The following is a 16,434-nucleotide window of genomic DNA, read 5'->3' as shown; positions in this document are numbered from 1 at the left end:
CGCTGCGACGGCCAGGCCAATGCTTACGCCGCACCCGAAGATAGCACTGCATTTCCGGTCTGCCTGAGCAGGCCGACCAGCCAGGCCAAGCCCGCATCCATCAGCGCAACCTTCGGCACGATGCTGTTGATGTTGAAGTGGCCGAGCCGGATGGGCGCATCGACGCCGACGACACCGAAACGGCCGCCATACATGGCGAGGAACCGGCGCGGATAGGCCGATATCAGATCAGTCTGAGCAAGCACGGCCAGTCCGAACATAAAGTTGGGGACAGTCAGCGCGACGCGACGCGACAGGCCGCGTTCGGCCAGCACCCTGTCGACAAACCCGTTCGGATCGCCATTGTTCGAGACGACCATATGCTGCACGCTGCAATAGGCGTCGAGGCACGGATCGCCGGCGAAGCGGTGGCCGGCGCGCATGGCGACGACGAAATCCTCCTCATAGAGCTTGTCGACGGTGAAGCGTGCCGGCAGGCCGTCGAACGGAATCACCGCGACATCCATGGCGCGCGCTTCGAGTTCGGCGACACAGTCGCTCCAGGCAGTAGTGGGCGACGGTTCACCTTGGCGCGGCAGCAGTTGCCGGATGCCGATGTCGATGCCGGGGGCCAAAAAGCGGATCTGGTCGAGCAGCGGCGGCAGGAGCACGGACGATACCGCATCCGGCGCACCGATGGTGAAGCGGCGCGTCGAGCGGGCCGGATCGAACGGCTCGGCGCTGGCGATCACCCGGCGCACCCGCGCCAGGATCTCGGCCACCGATTCGGCAAGCTCCGTTGCCCGGTCGGTGGGCACGACGCCGCGCGGCGTCTTCAGGAACAACGGATCCCCAAGCAGCTTGCGCAGCCGGCCAAGGCCATGGCTGACCGCCGAGGCCGACAGGTTTAGCCGCTCCGCCGAGCGACCGACATGCCGCTCCTCCATGATGGCTTGGAACAAGACCAGCAAATTGAGATCGGCGCGCGCCAGGTCAATTTTGTTCAGCATATTCCTGAAATCATATCACTGGATTCAGCAGAGTAAAGTTGCGAATGCCTTCTTCGACGCGAAGACGGTGGTGCCGGTTTCGTCGGCACTCATTCAGAGAGGAGCAAATCCATGCCAAACTTTCCCAATTCGGTTCTGGTCACCGGCGCCTCCGGCGCCCAAGGGTCGGCCATTGTCAGCGCTTGCCGCGCCGCCGGCGCCACGGTGCGTGTCCTGTTACGCAAGGGCTCGCCCGATCCGTTCGGCGATGGGGTCAACATCGTGCGCGGTGATCTCGCCGACCCCGGCCGACTGGCCCTCGCCTGCCTCGGCGTCGATGCGGTGGCGCTGACCTTGCCGGTCGGTGCAAGCCCTGAAGAGATCCTGCGCTACGGCCGCAACATTGCGGATGCGGCGCAGCAAGGCGGCGTCAAGCTTCTGGTGTTCAACACCAGCGGCCATGTGTCGGGCCATTCCGGCACGGCGGTGATGGATGCCAAGGCCGAACTCATCGACTACATCAAGACGTTCGGCCCGCCATCCATCGTCCTAAAGCCGACGCTGGCCATGAGCAATATCGCAGCGCCCTGGAGCGCGCCGGCGATCATGCATCAGGGCGTCCTCGCCTATCCGCTGCCGGCCAACTTCCAGACCTCCTGGATCTCCTGGCAGGATATGGCGGCCTACGTGGTCGAAGCGCTGCGGCATCCGGAGCTTGCCGGTGCCAGCTTCGACATTGGCGGGCCGCAGGCGCTGACCGGACCGGAGATGGCCGTCATCCTGTCAGGCATTGTCGGCCGCGAAGTCAGCTATTATCCGGTGCCGCTGGCGGACTTCGCCGCCGCGCTCGAAACCATGCTCGGCAAGGACGCCGCCGAACAGACTGCCGCCAGCTATGCCTGGATCCGCAGCCAGAAGCAGGCCGTGCTTGCCGTCGATCTTGGCCAGACGACCCGTCTGCTGCCGGTGAAGCCGACCTCATTCGCCGAATGGGCAAGAGCGCTGGACTGGGCGGCACTGGCCGGCGATGCGAAGGCGGCCTGACAATGGACCCCATCGCAACCGTCGAACCGGGCGGCCTCGCCGCCCGGAAGAATGTGCCGGATGCCGCTGCCGCCGTGGTCGGCTTCTGGTGGCAGGCAGGACCTGCCGCGTGGTTCGCCAAGGATGCGGCCTTCGACCGCGAGTTTCGCGATCGCTTCCTGCGGCTGCATGAGGCCGCAGCGCGCGGCGACTGCGATGGCTGGATGGCGACGCCCTACGGGGCTCTGGCGCTGATCCTGCTGCTCGACCAGTTCCCGCGCAACGCCTTTCGCGACACGCCGCGCATGTATGCCAGCGACGCGAAGGCCCGCGCGATCGCTACTGAGGCGATCGATGCCGGGTTCCAGCGGATGGTCGATCCCTCGCTGCGGCTGTTCTTCGGGCTGCCCTTCGCGCATTCCGAAGCGATTGCCGACCAGGACCGCTCGGTGGCGCTGTCGCGCGACATCGGCCCGTCCGACCTGAAGCGGGCCGAACATCACCGCGACATCATCCGCCGTTTCGGACGTTTTCCGCACCGCAACCCGATCCTCGGTCGCGCCATGCACGCCCAAGAACAACGCTTTCTCGATGAAGGTGGATTTGCGGGTTAGAGCATGATTCCAAAAAGCGGGTCCGGTTTTTGGAAAAGATCATGCTCCAACAAAGGGTTAGATCATGATGAGATTGCAACCAAATCTCATCATGATCTAGTGCATCGGGACCGAGAAAACCCGGGGCGGGACGACGGCGCCGCGAAGGTTGACAGTGCCGATCCGTCTGGCATTATCGCGTAAGCTTGGAGGATACACTATGAAGAAAACCTATTCGAAGCCTGTTCTGGTCAAAAAAGGCAAGCTTTCGCAGGTTACGGCGCTCGCCAATGGAGCGGGTTCCGGCCCGATCGAGTGAAGTCGTTGAGTCGGACTGTCGCCTGATCTGGCGGCCTCGCCTGACACTGGAGATGCGGCATGAAGAAGACCTATTCGAAGCCGGTGCTGGTCAAGAAGGGCAAGCTCTCGCAGGTTACAGCCGACAATGGTAACGGCTCCGGGCCGGTCGCCGTCTAGCAGCCGATTATCCGACGCCTCGTGCCGTCTGGCCGGGAACGGGGCTTTGGGTGCCCGACGTGGAGAGTGGAAAATGAGGAAGACCTATTCCAAGCCAGTGCTGGTAAAAAGGGGCAAGCTCTCGCAGATCACCGCGAACGGCGCTTCTGCTCCTATTCCGGGCTAAACTCGTTCCCCGGTAGATCGAGATCCTCCTGGCAGAGTCGGGCGGCTTGATCGTTTCCGGAGCATGATCTCCCGCAGGCGGCGGGACCGTTCAGCGCACAACCACCAGATCGTCGAGCACGAGCTGCCAATAGTGGCTCGTTGAAAGGCGCACGCGCGTCACCGCCGCCAGCATCGGCGCATAGTGGACGGGCGCCAGTGCCGACAGGACGATCGTGTCGCTGGCGATCAGCCGGTCGCCAAGCCAGCTCTCGACCAGTGCGGTTTCGCCTTCGGACTTCAACCATGCCGCTGTCAGCATCACGGAATGGAACCCGAACGGTTTGTCGCTCGAGAATTCGGCCGGGTGTCCGCTGCTCGTATAGCAGACATGGTCTCCCGAGATATTGCCGTTGACGTAGCCTTCGCTGCCTTCGGTATGATCGCGCGCCAGTGCGTTCAGGTTGAACCAGGTCAACCCGGCATAACCGGACGGCACCTTGCGCAGGCCGCGCGTCGTGACATCGTCGAAACCGATGGCCTGCAAGGACGCGGCGCTGTCGACAGCCGCGTTCTCGGGCGACAGCAGGCCGAGCTCGGTCGGGTAGGCCGACAAGGCCAGTCGTCGTTCCATGCCATCGCCGGTGACTTCGATCGCGTCGGCGTCATCGGGCAGATCGAGACGGAAGCCAGCCCCAGCACTTAGCGGATGCACTGCCACCTCTTGCCATTTCGCCATCACCGAGATGCTCGCCGAAGCACCGTCCGCTACGCGGCCGCTGAGCCGGCGTATCGCAAACAGGCCGACCGGCTGCAGCATTGCTTCCGAGACCAGCCCGGTGGGCGAGCCCGGCAGCGGCCGGAGGTGCTGCGACTGGACCTCGTTGGCGCTGCTGGAGCGCCAGCCGGGCGGAACCGACACGGTGAAGCGGTAGCTGCCCGGCACATGGATGGGCGCGGCCCGACGTTTCGCCGACGCCAGGAAATTGGCAAAGCCGCCGCGGTTGCTCCGCGCCGCGGCGACGAAGCGGCCGTCGCCATCATGCAGTCTGACCATGATGCCGGCCATCGGGCGGTCGCCGAGCCCGTAGCGGCCGTCACGATCGGCATCGAAGTAGACAAAGGTCGAATGATTGAGCTTGCCGTGGTTGCCCGACCAGTCCCGGCGCACGGCGTAGTCGTTGGCCGGATCTTCACGAAGCCGGGCTCTGGGACGAGACCGCGCCAGCCGCCAGGCGAGAGCCGCAACGACAGCGGCGAACCCGACAAGGAGTATTGCCTTGATCACGGACGGCTCAAGCAATGCTGTCGGCCCTGCTCATCTGGATCTCCTGCGCATACATCGATCCATATATCGATGCTGCAGGCGCTTGAGCAACCGGACACGGGACCGGCGGACCACGGCACCGGCGTCACATATGCATTTCAGGCAACTATTCCGGCGACGGTACCGGCGGCTTCGTCGTCAGCGCCGCGCCGAAGGCGGCGACGACCACGGCGGCGATGCCCGCGCATTGCAGCGGGCTCAGGATTTCGTGCAGGAACAGGAAGCCGGCCAGCGCGCCCAGCGCCGGCTCCAGACAAGTCAGCGTGCCGTAGAGCCTGGCCGGCATCCGGGTCAGCGCCACCATCTCCAGCCAGAACGGCAAGGCGCTGGAGAACAGCCCGACCAGCAGCGCGCTGACCAGGATCGCGGGTGCGATCAGGCCGGTACCCGCCTCGGCGAGGCCGAACGGCAGGGCGACAGCAGCGGCAATGACCAGGCCGTAAGCCGTGGTCTGGCTGCCAAGCTCGGCGCCCGCCTTTTGCGCAAAGACGATGTAGAGCGCCCAGCAGCAGCCGGCGGCCAGCGCCAGCATCACGCCGATCGGGTCGAGTGCACTGCCGGAGTGGATGAAGGGCGACAACAGCGATATGCCGGCAACGGCCAGCACCACCCAGACGAAGTCGGTGGCGCGCCGCGACGACAGCGTCGCCACGAGCAGCGGGCCGGAGAATTCGAGCGCCACCGCGACGCCGAGCGGGATTCTGGCGAGCGCTGCATAAAACAGCAGGTTCAGCGCCGCGAGGTTGACGCCATAGGCGATGAGCCAGGGCAGCACGGCGCGCGACGGCCGCACCCGCCACGGCCTCAGCACCGCCGCCAGCATCAGCGCGCCCACGGCCAGCCGCAGCGCCGTGGTGCCATTGGCGCCGATCAGCGGAAACAGGCTCTTGGCGAAGGTGGCGCCGATCTGGATCGACACCATGGCGCCAAGCAACGCGCCGATCGGCAAGGCCTTCGCTTCAGCTGCGGCAATCGACGTCGACGTCAATTCCAGTCCCTCCCCACGCGACCAGCAGGCCGTAGCGCAGGCCGGAGATAGGGATAAAGGGCCCGGTTGTCGTGTGGCACGAGCGGGCTGTTGATAGGGCAAGGGTGGGAGGCGAACGCCGACGCATTTCCTCTCCCCCGTCGATCGGGGGAGAGGTGTCGAGCGTAGCTCGACGGAGTGGGGGTCGACCGTTCATCCGCCTGATTGCCTGCTTGCAGGCGTTTCGCGCTCGCTTCCGTCGCTCCTGTTTTGCGGCGACCGTGGGTTTCATGACCGCCTTCCCCACTCCGTCGCCGCTTCGCGGCGCCACCTCTCCCCCTCCGGAGGGAGAGGAAAAGAAGCTAGCTCGCCAGCCCATACACCAGGCTCACACGTCCATCCGAAAGCGCCTCGGCCTTGCGCAGCTCCAGTCTGTGCCGGGCGTGCACCATGCCGAACAGCGCCTTGCCGTCGCCGGCGAGCAGCGGATAGACGATGAGCCGCATTTCATCGACCAGGCCGGCTTCGATCAGGCTGGCGGTGATGCGGGCGCCGCCCATGAGGTAGATGTCCTTGCCGGGCTCGCGCTTCAGCGCCGCGATGTCGTCGAGGCTGCGCAGGAAGCGCGTCGAGGCCCAGGCGGCCGAAGTCATGGTGTTCGACAGCACATAGTGCGGGGTTTTCGCGGCAAAGCGCGCCCATTCGAGTTCGGCCGGGTCGACCAGTCTGCCGGTCATCGGCAATGGCTGGTCCGGCTCGTTCTCAAGGATCGCGCTCCAGTAGCGCTCATAGCCGGCATACATGACGCCGCCGAGCAGGCAGGCGTCGATCTCGGGCATCAGGCCGTATTCCTCCGACCAGTTGTCGACCCAGTCGGCGAAGCCTTCGGGGCCTTCCATCTTGCCGTCGATGGAGATCTTCATTCCGGTGATCAATTTACGCATGACTTCCTCCTTCGGGCTTGCGGGATGCAAGCACGTTGCCTGGTTTCACTTCCGATGACGCGCCGCTGTGTCTGGCGAAGGCGCGTGTTTCGCCGGCCCTTGCGCCGGCATCCGATGCAAGGGATCGATGGGGCCCGGTCGGACCGGGCGATGCGTTAGGTCAGGTCAGGCCGGCAGGCGCCGGTCGTATTCCGCCACGATACGGCTAAAGCTGTCCCAGAACGGTTCGGGCTTCTCGGCCGCCACGCGGGCAACCAGGAGGTCGAGATGCACGTGCCAGCCTGCGGCATGCATCATCAGGCTCGAGCGGTCCGGCAGGCGGCGGTGGACCAGGGTGAGCAAGACGTCGTCGCCGCGCTGCGCCAATTCGAAGGTGACATTGCCGCTGCCGTTCCAGGTGATGGTGAGCTTGCGCGGCGGATCGCACTCGACGATCTGGTTGTGCATCCGCTGCTCGCCGCCACTGAAGCTGGCCGGCCTGTCGCCGGGCGGGTCGGTCAGTTCGTCATTGCGCCAGACCAGCTCGAAGGAAGAGCCTTCCTCCATCTCCATGTCGCCGGCCGCCAGCCATTGGCGGCGCAGATCGCTCTGCGTCAGATATTCCCAGACGCGCTCCCTGGTTCCGGGCAAAAGCCGTTCGATCCTCAAAGTGGCCGGCTGGATCAGCTGGGCGTAGCCGTCGAAGCTGTTCATCTGGTTCATCGGTCGTCTCCCTCGGATGATGTTGGCCTGGATGTGTCTGGCTTGGGTGATTCCGGCTTGGATGGTTCCGGATTTGCCGGTGCCGGCGTTGACGGCGTTGTCGACGTTTTGCGCCCCGCCTCCTCGCGCAAAAGCTGTTCGAGGACATCGAGGCGGCTGTTCCAGAAACGCGCGTATTGGCCGAGCCACTGATAGGCGGTGGCCAGCGGGCGGGCCTCGAGGCGGCAGACATGGGTGCGCCCGCGCACTTCGCGCCGGATCAGCCCGGCATGCTCCAGCGCCTTGATGTGCTTGGAGGCTGCGGCCAGCGACATGGCGAAGGGCTGCGCCAGCTCGCTCACCGTGCGCTCGCCGCCGGCGAGGTCGTTGAGCATGTGGCGGCGCGTAGCGTCGCCAAGGGCGTGAAAAACCTGGTCCATCTGGGGCGTCTCTAATTCAACCATGTAGTTGAATATAGAGGCGAGATTTTAGATAGTCAACTAGTTGGTTGAATGTTTTTTGGGGAGGGTGACTGATCGGCGAAGCCGCGAAGGAGTGCCCAATCTCCCCCCTCGTGGGGGAGATGTCCGGCAGGACAGAGGGGGGCGCGAAGGATCGCTACGTTCGACAAGTCGTGTCGGCTAGGACCGACTTCGGCCCAAGCCGTTGCCAAACAATCGACAGGCCGGCGGGACAGCGCCCCCCTCTGGCCTGCCGGCCATCTCCCCCACAAGGGGGGAGATCAGCAGCTTCAATCTCACCCCGCCATTGCGAGCGGAACCGCGCTCTTGTTGGGGATCTGGATGTCGATCTCCAGCGTCGACATGGTCTCGCCGCGGTCCATCGAGACCTGGAGATAATCCTGGTCGATCTGCACGTGCTTGGCGATCACCGCCATGATCTCTTCGCGCAGGATGGAGACGAGATCGGGCTGGCTGCGGTTGCGGCGCTCATAGGCGAGAAGCACTTGCAGCCGTTCGCGCGCCACCGGCGCGCTGGTGCGCCGCTTGAAGATGTCGAGCAGGTTCATGCCGCCCTCCTTCCCAAAAGACGATCGAGGAAGCCCTTGCGTTCGAAGGGCACGATGACCGGCAGCTGTTCGCCCTCGAGCCGCTTGGCCGCGTCGATGTAAGCCTTGGCAGCGGCATTGAGCGGCTCCGACAGCGTCACCGGCGAACCGAGGTTGGAGGCGCGCAGCACATCCTGGCTCTCAGGGATAATGCCGAGCAGCGGCACCGACAGGATCTCCAGCACATCGTCGATCGACAGCATTTCGCCCCGCGCGGCGCGTCCCGCATCGTAGCGCGTGACCAGCACATGCTTGGCGATCTGCTCGCCCTCCTCGGCCCGCAAGGTGCGGGAATCGAGCAGGCCGATGATGCGGTCGGAATCGCGCACCGACGACACTTCCGGATTGGTGACGATGACCGCCTCGTCGGCAAAGCGCATGGCGAGCTGCGCGCCTCGCTCGATGCCGGCCGGGCTGTCGCAGAAGACGTAGTCGAACACCGAGCGCAGCTTGCCGATGACCTCGGCCACGCCCTCCTCGGTCAGCGCATCCTTGTCGCGCGTCTGCGAGGCCGGCAGCAGGAACAAAGTCTCGACCCGCTTGTCGCGGATCAGCGCCTGCGACAGCTTTGCCGAACCCTGGATGACGTTGACGAGGTCGAACACCACGCGCCGTTCGGCGCCCATGATCAGATCGAGGTTGCGCAGGCCGACATCGAAATCGACCAGCGCCACCTTCTTACCGGTCTTGGCGACCGCCGCCCCCAGGGCCGCCGTCGAGGTCGTCTTGCCGACGCCCCCCTTGCCCGAGGTGACCACCACTACCTTGCCCATCAATAAAGCCTCCGTTGTTGTTCGTTATATCGTTGGTCGGGCGCGAGCAGCGCCTGCCGCATTAGCTGAAAGGGGCGATGCGCAGCATGCCGTTGTCGAGAAAGGCCTGCACAGGCTTGCCCCGGACTGACGGGTCCATCTCCTCGGCGGTGCAATACCAGCCATCCACCGACAGAAGCTCGGCTTCGTTCCTGCGGCAGAAGACACGCGCCGCCGTGTTGCCTTGAGCGCCCGCCGAAGCGCGGCCGCGCAGCGTGCCATAGACATGGATGGAACCGGTGGCGACGATCTCGGAGCCGGAGGCGACCGAACCCAGCACGATGACATCGCCATGCGGATGGAAGATCAGCTGCCCCGAACGGATCGGCGAGCGGATCATCAACGTGCCGGCGTCCGGCGCGGCAATTTTGGCGTCTTTCGGCTGTGCCTTGGCATCGCTCGCCGGTTTCAAGTCGCCCGCCTTCAAATCGCCGGCCTCTGCCTTGATGTCACCGGCCGCCTTCGTATCGCCTGCCGGCGTGGCGTCATCCGCCCTGCCCGCCTTGCGGCTCGGCTGCAGCAGACCGTCGGTGGTCGCCTCCTTGGCGCCGACCAGCACCGGCGGCAGATGCGCGCCAAGCTCGGCGCCGCCATCAAGCTCGATGGCATAGATGCGGATGCCGCGCTGGCCGAGCAAATCGACCAGCGCTTCGATGGCCACGACTTCGGGCTTCAGCACATTCAGGTCGAGCACCACCGGGCGCCCGGCAAAATAGCCCGGCGAGTTGCCGACCCAGCGATCCAGGCTCTCCAGCCAGACATCCAAAGGCGCCTCCGGCGTCAGCGTGAACGCGACGAAGGAGCGGGCGCGAAAGCGAATGGATTTGGCCTCGAGGGGAGCGGCAAAGGTCACGGCGGGCGATTCCTTACTGAGAGGTAAACGCTAGCCGTGGTATGGTTAATGAAAGGTTAATGAACTGAATAACCGCATGGCAGATCGGACGCCAATTGGCGACACAGACCGCGACATTCACGAAACTAAGCGCGATTGCTAAGGAACAACGCTGGCGTTGCAAGGGCTATCTAAGTATCACCACTGGGTGAAATCTGGGGCTTGGCGAGATGAAGTTCTTTCGTGTGGCGTTGGCGGCAATCACCGCCGCGGCAATCTACCTGCCGTCCGCGGCAAGCGGCGGCGAGATCGCTTGCGCAACCACCTACGCCGGCCGGCGAATCACCCTCGTTGTCCCCAACGCTGCCGGCGGCGGCTATGATACCTATGCCCGTGCATTTGCGCCGGCCCTTGCCAGCACGACCGAGCTCGATGTCAGGGTCGTGAATATGCCCGCGGCAGGCGGATTTGCGGCGCTAAAGCGTGTAACCAATGCGCCATCCGACGAACTGGTCCTTATGATTGAAAGCGTCTCCGACATAATTTCGCAAGGTGACATTCCGGCTGGCGTCGACAACTGGACGAATCGGCTAAATCCGATAGGACTGATTCACATCGATCCCGAAGCGTGGATCGTTCGGAACGATGTCGATTTGCAAAGCGCCAAACATCTGGTCGCGTCGGTTTCATCGCTTGAAGCCGGCATCCTGCCGATAGTGCTCACCGCGCACCTCCTCGATATCAAGGTCGACGTGGTCTCGGGCTATGAAGGCAGCGGCGCACTCATGTCCGCGCTCCTGCGTGGCGAAGGCGATATGACATCCAATTCATTGACGACAGGCTTGCGCTCGACCGCCGCAGGCGAAGCCAAAGTCGGTCTGGTTCTCACGGAGGGACCTGACCCGAACGCGCCAGGCGTGGCTTTCCTGGCGGGTGAAGGAGGGTTGGTGTGGCAGCGCAGCCAAGGCCTTTCCAAGGAGAAGCAGGAAGAACGATTGCGGTTGGCCATCGCCGTCGCGAAAGCTTCGGCGACAGCGCGGGGATTTTTTGCCCCTGCCGACATGGAGCAGAAATCGCTAGGTTGTCTTCGTGACGCCGTCTCCGCCGCGGTCAAGAGCGATGGGTTCAAGGTGGCGCTTGAAGCTCAGAAACGTCCAATCGAGCCGCGCGACGCCGACCAGACCGTCATCGTGATCAACGATATGCTCAGTGCCTTCCATGAGGCGGAAGCGTATCTGAAAAAACACCCGGAACTCGAGCGGGATGCGCGAGCAACGCGCTGATGACCGGATATTGGGCTGCCCTCGGCACTGGACTGGGCAATGTATTCTCCTGGCCGAACATACTGATCCCGGTGCTTGGCACCTTGGTTGCCATGGCTACGTCCTTTCTTCCAGGGATTGGCGGCGCCAGCCTTGCAACCCTTCTGCTGGTCGCAACCGTGCATTGGGATCCGGTATCGGTGTTGTTGCTGTTTGGCGCCCTGACCGGCGGCGCGACCTTCATGGGATCTATAACGGCTATCCTCTTCAACATACCGGGCAACGCGCCAAGCGCGGCAACCCTGCTCGACGGCCATCCGATGTCCAGGGCCGGCCTGCCTCGCACCGCGATAGCCGCCGCGGCAACGGCCTCGGCCGTCGGATCGGTTTTTGGCGTCCTCGTCCTCATAGCGCTCATGCCGATCATTCGGCCGTTCATCCTGCAATTCGGACCGTTTGAATACGTGCTGCTCGGCGTATGGGGCCTGTCGACGATCATTGCGGTTCCAAGCGCGTCCCGTCTGAAAGCGCTGGCGATGGCGCTGCTGGGGCTTTTGGTCGGTCTTGTCGGAACTGATCCGACCTATGGCCAACCACGCTGGACGTTTGGGAGCATCGCTCTCTTCGACGGCGTCGACATGGTCGCGCTGCTGCTTGGCTTTTTCACCGTTTCTGAAATCATCTCGTGGCGAAAAAGATTGCAGCTTGAAAAAGCGGCTGGCCTGGAAAACGCGAACGACTCGATCTGGACCGGTATGCTTGCTGTCTTTCGTCATTGGGGACTAACAATGCGATCGTCGGCCATCGGCGTGTTGGTCGGCATCATTCCAGGTGTTGGAGGAACGGTCGCCAGCTTCGTTGCCTACGGGCAGGCGATCCAGACAACCCCCAAGGACCAGCGCTCAAGGTTCGGATCTGGTGACATCAGGGGCATCATTGCGCCGGAAGCGGCCGTCGATTCGAAGGACGGAGGCTCGCTTCTGCCGACCGTTGCCTTCGGCCTTCCCGGCAGCGAGGGCGGCTTGATCCTGCTGACAGTCCTGACGGTACACGGCATCGTTCCGGGCATACCGATGCTGACGACCGACTTGCCCCTGACGTTCACGTTGATTACCGCGCTGCTGCTGTCGAACTTGCTGACGTCCGCAGTGGGATTGGCGTTGACACCATATTTTGCGCGCCTGACTGCTCTCAGGATCGACCGCATCGCGCTCCCGATCATTGTCGTCAGCTTCGTGACGATCGTGCAGCTAAACGGGCTGCTGATCGATCTGTACGTAGCCGTCGCTTTCGGGCTGGCCGGCTACATGCTGAAGCGCCTCGACTGGCCGCAAATTCCTTTTGTCATATCATTCGTCCTGGGCGGCTTCATCGAGCGAAACCTGGCGCTCAGTGTGGAGTTGGCCCGTGTCGGCAGGCTGAACCCTCTACAACGGCCGGCGTCGTTGACGATCATGGTCATAATCGCGCTTTCCCTCGCATGGATCGTGCGCGGTGGTGTTTTGCCGCCGCGACGTGTCAAGCCAAAGCGTGCCGATGCCGCAGTCGCATGGCTGTTGACCGGTGGATGCGCTGTGCTGGCAGCGATATCGCTCCAAGGGCAGCCAGGCTATTCGATCTTCGCGCAGGCCGTGGCCTGGTGTTGTCTGTTTGCGATGCTCGCGGTCGCCCTTGTGCAAACGATCTCGCTTGTTGGCCACGAGAAACAGGGAGGCGAACGGACCCATACGATCCCGGAAAGCCATCGTGTGCCGTTGATGATGATGCTCCTGTTGCCGGTCGCTGTCTGGCTGGCGGGCCTCCCGGCGGCGCTGTCCCTGTTTACCCTGGTATGGATTTCAGCCGGTCAGAAGCTGACCTTGAAGTCGGCGACACTGGCATCTTGCACCTCGGTTGCGGTCGCAGTGGCGACCTGGTTTTATCTCGATCGGATAGCCGCTATCGACCTTCCCGCTTCTGCGATGTCGCACTTATTCTAGTGGTCGGGCTACATCCTGACGGCGACGATTTCGTATCTTGGAATTGTCTGGACGCTGTCGGCAGCGGCAAGCGGGGAAACGCTTTTCCCGGTATGATGCTGCTCCGAGCCGACAATCGTCAGGTTGGATTGCTTCAGCATATCCGCAAGGTCTGAATATGTAGTGCGATCTTCATGCAGCGGTTCACCCCAGAGCGCTTCGACGGCCGTCTTCAGCTCCGCCACGGCAGCGGCAGGAAAATGCGCCGCGACGGCGGCCTTCTCGATGGTCGAAAGCCTTCGGCCGATTTCAGCGCTGCCGCGAGGCCCCCTCGGCTGGTCTTTTTCCGATAGCAACCTCTGGGAGAGAAGCAGGCGTCCGCCAGGCTTGAGACTACGCGCCCAACTGTCGACCACCTGCTGGCGTGCGCTGCGGTCGAAGAAATTAAGAACGCTATGCGCGACAACTGCCTGCACCGGCGCACAGTCGCAACCGCGAATGTCGGCGCGGTGGGTCTCGAGCGCAAAACCGGCGGAGCGGGCAAACAGCCTGTTCTGTTCGACCGTCGTTTCACAGCGATCGATCAGCACAAATTCGGGCTCGATGCCGACCGGCCTCGTTTGGCCCAGAACCATTGCCGCCAGGCCGGTGTCGGCCGCGCCCGACAGGAGAATCCGACAGCGTCCCTCCTGGGCCACGGCAGCCAATTCACGTCCAAAGAACCCCCCGCCGGCCGGCTTGGCACCTTTCGATTCCAGCAGGCGGATCATGCTCCACGTGCGATGGTAGGGCATACACCCATGGCTCGGGTCACACAGCACCTCAGCCCAATCAAACGAAAAACGGGCAAGTTGCGTGAGTGGTTCGTCGGTGTAAATCGAGAGCCGTTGTCCTGCCGGTGGGCTTTCTCGCGGGCCGTTCATTGCGATTGCATCTTCCTTCGCCGGACCATTCTTGTTCTCCAAAGCCATCTCACCGGCCATATCCAGCGGCCCGACTGAATGAATTGGTAAGATCCGGCTGAAGGCAGGAAGTCGATTCTCCCGGTGCCGGAACTGTCGATTGCCTCGAATGCAACTTTCAACGCCGCGATAATGTGGCTACGTCGTTCCTCACGGGCGGCTGCGCCACCTTTGAACTTCGGAAAAGTCGGATTGGGGTTGACCTCGAATATCACCAATGCGCCGTCTCGCAACGTGTAGTCCACGCGGCCGAACTGGATATGGCCCGTATTGCAGGCGCGAAGCAGGTCCTCAGCGTGCGGATTGTCCTTTACGAAGGCGAGTTCCTCGCGCACGAAATCCGGGTCGGTGCTGCTTGCCGATGACTTAACGTTCCAGTCGACGGACCTAAGTATGTGCTGGGACACAATCGCGTCCCCAATGCGGAATGCGCCATACTTTCGATAGTAGCCGTTCGAATCGCGATCGGCTTCAAAGGAGACGGCGATGCGCCGCTTCATCGGCTTGGCGTTGCCCTGGAGCACGGCGATCGCCTCTTCAAGTTGGCGTGGGTTTTCCAGAAGCTTGGTTTCCGGCCCCCAAAAGCCATCTTCCATCCGGATAAAAACAGGGTAACGGGTTGGTCGCTCATCCTGCTCCAGACGCGATACTTCGACCGGGTTGATTTCTCTAATACGAAGCCGGCGGAGCAGGGCGAACCGCTCCAGGACAGTCGCGGGATGGTTTAGAATTCGAGCATCAGGGTCGGCGCGCTTTGCGGCTTCGGCAATATCCGCCGCCGCCATCATTTCCATGCCATTCAGATACTCAAAATCAGTAAAAACCAAGGTACCCGCGGGAAAGTTCAGTCGGCGGAAGACTGACTGATAGGTTTCCATGCGCAAAAGCGGCAACAAGTGCCCTGCCGACGAAATCAGCCGCCGCATCGGCGTCTGATTCAACTCGTGCACCAACACTGTGATCATCGTTGCTCGCCACCCCGTCTCGACGTCGTATAGAGAAAGTGGCGAGAGTGTCTACAGGCACGCTGGTGCCGCGAAGTGGTTGGCACTTCGTATCGCGGCATCTGGGCTGCTTCGCCGGCATCGGCACCGTCCGCTTACGGATGTTGCTATGGCCAGCACGGATCAATTTAGGCGCAAAGCTGTCAGAAATGACGGCCTCTGTCGCGACTGCCAAAGTGATAAGTGTCAACAAGACACTCTGAAAGATCGTCCTAGCCCTCCGATCAGGACGTCGCCCGCCTCTTTCCGTCAATCCCCCGCGCCGCCTGCTCAACCGCCGCCCTGTCAGTGCCAAGCCTGTCGATCAACTCCTGCGCTTCGTCTCCGGATATGCCGGTGCGCACGGCGAGTTCCTCGACGGTCAGGACGTCGGTGCTGGCGATCTCGCGCGGCAGGGCGTCGTCGGCGGTCAGCGGCAGCGCCGCCTCGCGGTCGATCTCGGCCTCGGCCCGGTGCCAGTGATGCTCGGGGTCGCCAGTGCCTTCGCGCTCCCAGATCTGGTAGGCGCGCTGCTGTATCTTATGATGCCTGTCGTCGTTCATAGTGGTTCCTCCCCTGGGCCTTAAGGGCGATCCGAACGATCCCAGAAATCGCGCGGTCGCAATCGTTCGCGGCGCCCTTCGCGCTGGCTACTCGCATTGCCGTCTCGGCCCGCCGGAATATGGCTGGTAGCTGTTGTCTTCCGGACGATACGAGCGATAGCGGCTGAAGCAGGATTCGACATGGTCGCCGCTGGTGGCCGCGTAGGCGCCCGCGCCCACGACATAGCTTGCTTCCGTGGCACGCGCCTCAGGGGCTCGCGGCGCGGCGCGCTCGGCGCCGAGATAGGGCGAGACGCAGGTGCGCTGCTGTCCGCTATAGGACCTGTAGCTGTTGTCATCAGGGTTGTAGGAGCGGTAGCGGCTGACGCACCAGGCGAGATGCGGCGGCGGCAGCTCGACCGGCGCGATAGCGCCGGTGACGGCGGGATCGGGCTGCTGCCTGGCCGGGTCCTGAGCCGGCTCCTTGGCGGCGATGTCGGCAGGCGCGGACTGCTCGGGCGGCACACGTTCGAAGTCCTGCGCCGTCTTGTCCACCGGCCGCGCTTTCCGGGTCCACAGCTCCGCCACGCTGACGGTCGGCCTTGCCTCCCGCGCTGGCTTGGCGGCAAGCAGCCAGGCCGCGAAAACCAGCCCGCTGCCGAACACCGCAAGGGTCAGCACGAAGCCGCCGACCAGTCCCAAAATCGCTTTCACTCGACACTCCTTGTGTCCCTGCCAATAAAATGCGGGACATCACGGCTTGTTCCAGAAAAGCAGGCGCGAGGGACCTAAGTCTGACCGACCGACAACCGGCAGCTCGCCGAGAACCGGGTGCGGCGCGATTTTTTTCGACGGTGAAAAATCAAGGGAGCGGTCGAGCAGCCATTGGG

At 63.3% G+C, this 16,434-nt stretch carries 19 protein-coding genes; 6 read left to right on the top strand and 13 right to left on the bottom strand.

The window, feature by feature from the left end; all coding sequences use genetic code 11:
* Positions 1-23: 23 nt before the first annotated feature.
* Complete coding sequence (locus NKK52_RS04845; protein WP_023684819.1) at positions 24-989, bottom strand: LysR family transcriptional regulator; 966 nt, start codon at positions 987-989, stop codon at positions 24-26.
* A 111-nt stretch (positions 990-1,100) separates the two neighbouring features.
* On the opposite strand from NKK52_RS04845, the gene NKK52_RS04840 reads away from it, so the two are divergent.
* The 4 genes from NKK52_RS04840 to NKK52_RS04825 all read left to right on the top strand — a co-directional run bounded on the left by NKK52_RS04840 (position 1,101) and on the right by NKK52_RS04825 (position 3,061).
* On the top strand, positions 1,101-2,012 hold the full coding sequence (locus tag NKK52_RS04840; protein WP_023684818.1) for an SDR family oxidoreductase: 912 nt from the start codon (positions 1,101-1,103) through the stop codon (positions 2,010-2,012).
* Positions 2,013-2,014: 2 nt separating this feature from the next.
* Positions 2,015-2,605, top strand: a complete 591-nt coding sequence (locus NKK52_RS04835; protein ID WP_023728143.1) for a DUF924 family protein — start codon at positions 2,015-2,017, stop codon at positions 2,603-2,605.
* 199 nt (positions 2,606-2,804) lie between these two features.
* Positions 2,805-2,903, top strand: a complete 99-nt coding sequence (locus NKK52_RS04830; RefSeq protein WP_023670351.1) for a hypothetical protein — start codon at positions 2,805-2,807, stop codon at positions 2,901-2,903.
* 59 nt (positions 2,904-2,962) lie between these two features.
* Positions 2,963-3,061 (top strand): hypothetical protein, encoded by a 99-nt coding sequence (locus NKK52_RS04825; RefSeq protein ID WP_023684816.1) that lies wholly within the window; start codon positions 2,963-2,965, stop codon positions 3,059-3,061.
* Positions 3,062-3,317: 256 nt separating this feature from the next.
* Here the strand turns inward: NKK52_RS04825 and NKK52_RS04820 are convergent, their stop codons facing one another.
* The 8 genes from NKK52_RS04820 to minC form a co-directional block, all read right to left on the bottom strand.
* Positions 3,318-4,493: a hypothetical protein gene (locus tag NKK52_RS04820; protein WP_023684814.1), complete on the bottom strand. Its 1,176-nt coding sequence runs from the start codon at positions 4,491-4,493 to the stop codon at positions 3,318-3,320.
* Positions 4,494-4,638: 145 nt separating this feature from the next.
* The gene (locus NKK52_RS04815; protein ID WP_023684813.1) at positions 4,639-5,520 is read right to left on the bottom strand and encodes an EamA family transporter; all 882 of its coding nucleotides are present in this window, start codon (positions 5,518-5,520) and stop codon (positions 4,639-4,641) included.
* Positions 5,521-5,861: 341 nt separating this feature from the next.
* Positions 5,862-6,443 (bottom strand): dihydrofolate reductase family protein, encoded by a 582-nt coding sequence (locus NKK52_RS04810; RefSeq protein WP_023715121.1) that lies wholly within the window; start codon positions 6,441-6,443, stop codon positions 5,862-5,864.
* A gap of 165 nt (positions 6,444-6,608) precedes the next feature.
* On the bottom strand, positions 6,609-7,145 hold the full coding sequence (locus NKK52_RS04805) for an SRPBCC family protein (protein ID WP_023684811.1): 537 nt from the start codon (positions 7,143-7,145) through the stop codon (positions 6,609-6,611).
* Positions 7,142-7,588 (bottom strand): ArsR/SmtB family transcription factor, encoded by a 447-nt coding sequence (locus NKK52_RS04800; RefSeq protein WP_023684810.1) that lies wholly within the window; start codon positions 7,586-7,588, stop codon positions 7,142-7,144. The genes NKK52_RS04805 and NKK52_RS04800 overlap by 4 nt, the downstream gene beginning before the upstream one ends.
* A 293-nt stretch (positions 7,589-7,881) precedes the next feature.
* On the bottom strand, positions 7,882-8,154 hold the full coding sequence (gene minE, locus NKK52_RS04795) for a cell division topological specificity factor MinE (protein ID WP_023684809.1): 273 nt from the start codon (positions 8,152-8,154) through the stop codon (positions 7,882-7,884).
* Positions 8,151-8,966, bottom strand: a complete 816-nt coding sequence (gene minD / locus NKK52_RS04790; protein ID WP_023670342.1) for a septum site-determining protein MinD — start codon at positions 8,964-8,966, stop codon at positions 8,151-8,153. Before minD ends, minE begins: the two co-directional genes overlap by 4 nt.
* Positions 8,967-9,027: 61 nt before the next feature.
* Positions 9,028-9,858 (bottom strand): septum site-determining protein MinC, encoded by an 831-nt coding sequence (minC, locus tag NKK52_RS04785; RefSeq protein ID WP_023684808.1) that lies wholly within the window; start codon positions 9,856-9,858, stop codon positions 9,028-9,030.
* A gap of 209 nt (positions 9,859-10,067) precedes the next feature.
* Here minC and NKK52_RS04780 point away from each other — a divergent pair, with 209 nt between their 5' ends.
* Together NKK52_RS04780 and NKK52_RS04775 are read left to right on the top strand one after the other, a co-directional pair.
* Complete coding sequence (locus NKK52_RS04780) at positions 10,068-11,120, top strand: Bug family tripartite tricarboxylate transporter substrate binding protein (RefSeq protein ID WP_023684807.1); 1,053 nt, start codon at positions 10,068-10,070, stop codon at positions 11,118-11,120.
* Complete coding sequence (locus tag NKK52_RS04775; RefSeq protein WP_023684806.1) at positions 11,120-13,078, top strand: tripartite tricarboxylate transporter permease; 1,959 nt, start codon at positions 11,120-11,122, stop codon at positions 13,076-13,078. The genes NKK52_RS04780 and NKK52_RS04775 overlap by 1 nt, the downstream gene beginning before the upstream one ends.
* Positions 13,079-13,086: 8 nt before the next feature.
* Here the strand turns inward: NKK52_RS04775 and NKK52_RS04770 are convergent, their stop codons facing one another.
* The 4 genes from NKK52_RS04770 to NKK52_RS04755 form a co-directional block, all read right to left on the bottom strand.
* Positions 13,087-14,028 (bottom strand): class I SAM-dependent methyltransferase, encoded by a 942-nt coding sequence (locus tag NKK52_RS04770; RefSeq protein WP_196814116.1) that lies wholly within the window; start codon positions 14,026-14,028, stop codon positions 13,087-13,089.
* Positions 13,977-14,984, bottom strand: a complete 1,008-nt coding sequence (locus NKK52_RS04765; protein WP_023684804.1) for a hypothetical protein — start codon at positions 14,982-14,984, stop codon at positions 13,977-13,979. Before NKK52_RS04765 ends, NKK52_RS04770 begins: the two co-directional genes overlap by 52 nt.
* Positions 14,985-15,247: 263 nt before the next feature.
* Positions 15,248-15,565 carry a DUF2934 domain-containing protein gene (locus NKK52_RS04760; protein ID WP_023684803.1) on the bottom strand — a complete coding sequence of 106 codons (318 nt, stop codon included), beginning with the start codon at positions 15,563-15,565 and terminating at the stop codon, positions 15,248-15,250.
* An 87-nt stretch (positions 15,566-15,652) separates the two neighbouring features.
* The gene (locus NKK52_RS04755) at positions 15,653-16,258 is read right to left on the bottom strand and encodes a BA14K family protein (protein WP_023684802.1); all 606 of its coding nucleotides are present in this window, start codon (positions 16,256-16,258) and stop codon (positions 15,653-15,655) included.
* Between the last annotated feature and the right edge of the window lie 176 nt (positions 16,259-16,434).

Origin of the sequence: Mesorhizobium sp. C277A (assembly GCF_040324395.1) — a bacterium.
In the GTDB taxonomy this organism is placed as follows: domain Bacteria; phylum Pseudomonadota; class Alphaproteobacteria; order Rhizobiales; family Rhizobiaceae; genus Mesorhizobium.
The sequence above is the reverse complement of the archived record's forward strand: the minus strand, read 5'-3'. Positions and strand labels throughout refer to the sequence as shown.

Coding starts and splice junctions, on each gene's coding strand:
- NKK52_RS04780 (WP_023684807.1), top strand. CDS start 10,068: ATGAAGTTCTTTCGTGTGGCGTTGGCGGCAATCACCGCCGCGGCAATC.
- minD (WP_023670342.1), bottom strand. CDS start 8,966: ATGGGCAAGGTAGTGGTGGTCACCTCGGGCAAGGGGGGCGTCGGCAAG.
- NKK52_RS04810 (WP_023715121.1), bottom strand. CDS start 6,443: ATGCGTAAATTGATCACCGGAATGAAGATCTCCATCGACGGCAAGATG.
- NKK52_RS04775 (WP_023684806.1), top strand. CDS start 11,120: ATGACCGGATATTGGGCTGCCCTCGGCACTGGACTGGGCAATGTATTC.
- NKK52_RS04770 (WP_196814116.1), bottom strand. CDS start 14,028: ATGGCTTTGGAGAACAAGAATGGTCCGGCGAAGGAAGATGCAATCGCA.
- NKK52_RS04805 (WP_023684811.1), bottom strand. CDS start 7,145: ATGAACCAGATGAACAGCTTCGACGGCTACGCCCAGCTGATCCAGCCG.
- NKK52_RS04800 (WP_023684810.1), bottom strand. CDS start 7,588: ATGGTTGAATTAGAGACGCCCCAGATGGACCAGGTTTTTCACGCCCTT.
- NKK52_RS04835 (WP_023728143.1), top strand. CDS start 2,015: ATGGACCCCATCGCAACCGTCGAACCGGGCGGCCTCGCCGCCCGGAAG.
- minE (WP_023684809.1), bottom strand. CDS start 8,154: ATGAACCTGCTCGACATCTTCAAGCGGCGCACCAGCGCGCCGGTGGCG.
- NKK52_RS04765 (WP_023684804.1), bottom strand. CDS start 14,984: ATGATCACAGTGTTGGTGCACGAGTTGAATCAGACGCCGATGCGGCGG.
- NKK52_RS04760 (WP_023684803.1), bottom strand. CDS start 15,565: ATGAACGACGACAGGCATCATAAGATACAGCAGCGCGCCTACCAGATC.
- NKK52_RS04840 (WP_023684818.1), top strand. CDS start 1,101: ATGCCAAACTTTCCCAATTCGGTTCTGGTCACCGGCGCCTCCGGCGCC.
- NKK52_RS04830 (WP_023670351.1), top strand. CDS start 2,805: ATGAAGAAAACCTATTCGAAGCCTGTTCTGGTCAAAAAAGGCAAGCTT.
- NKK52_RS04845 (WP_023684819.1), bottom strand. CDS start 989: ATGCTGAACAAAATTGACCTGGCGCGCGCCGATCTCAATTTGCTGGTC.
- NKK52_RS04825 (WP_023684816.1), top strand. CDS start 2,963: ATGAAGAAGACCTATTCGAAGCCGGTGCTGGTCAAGAAGGGCAAGCTC.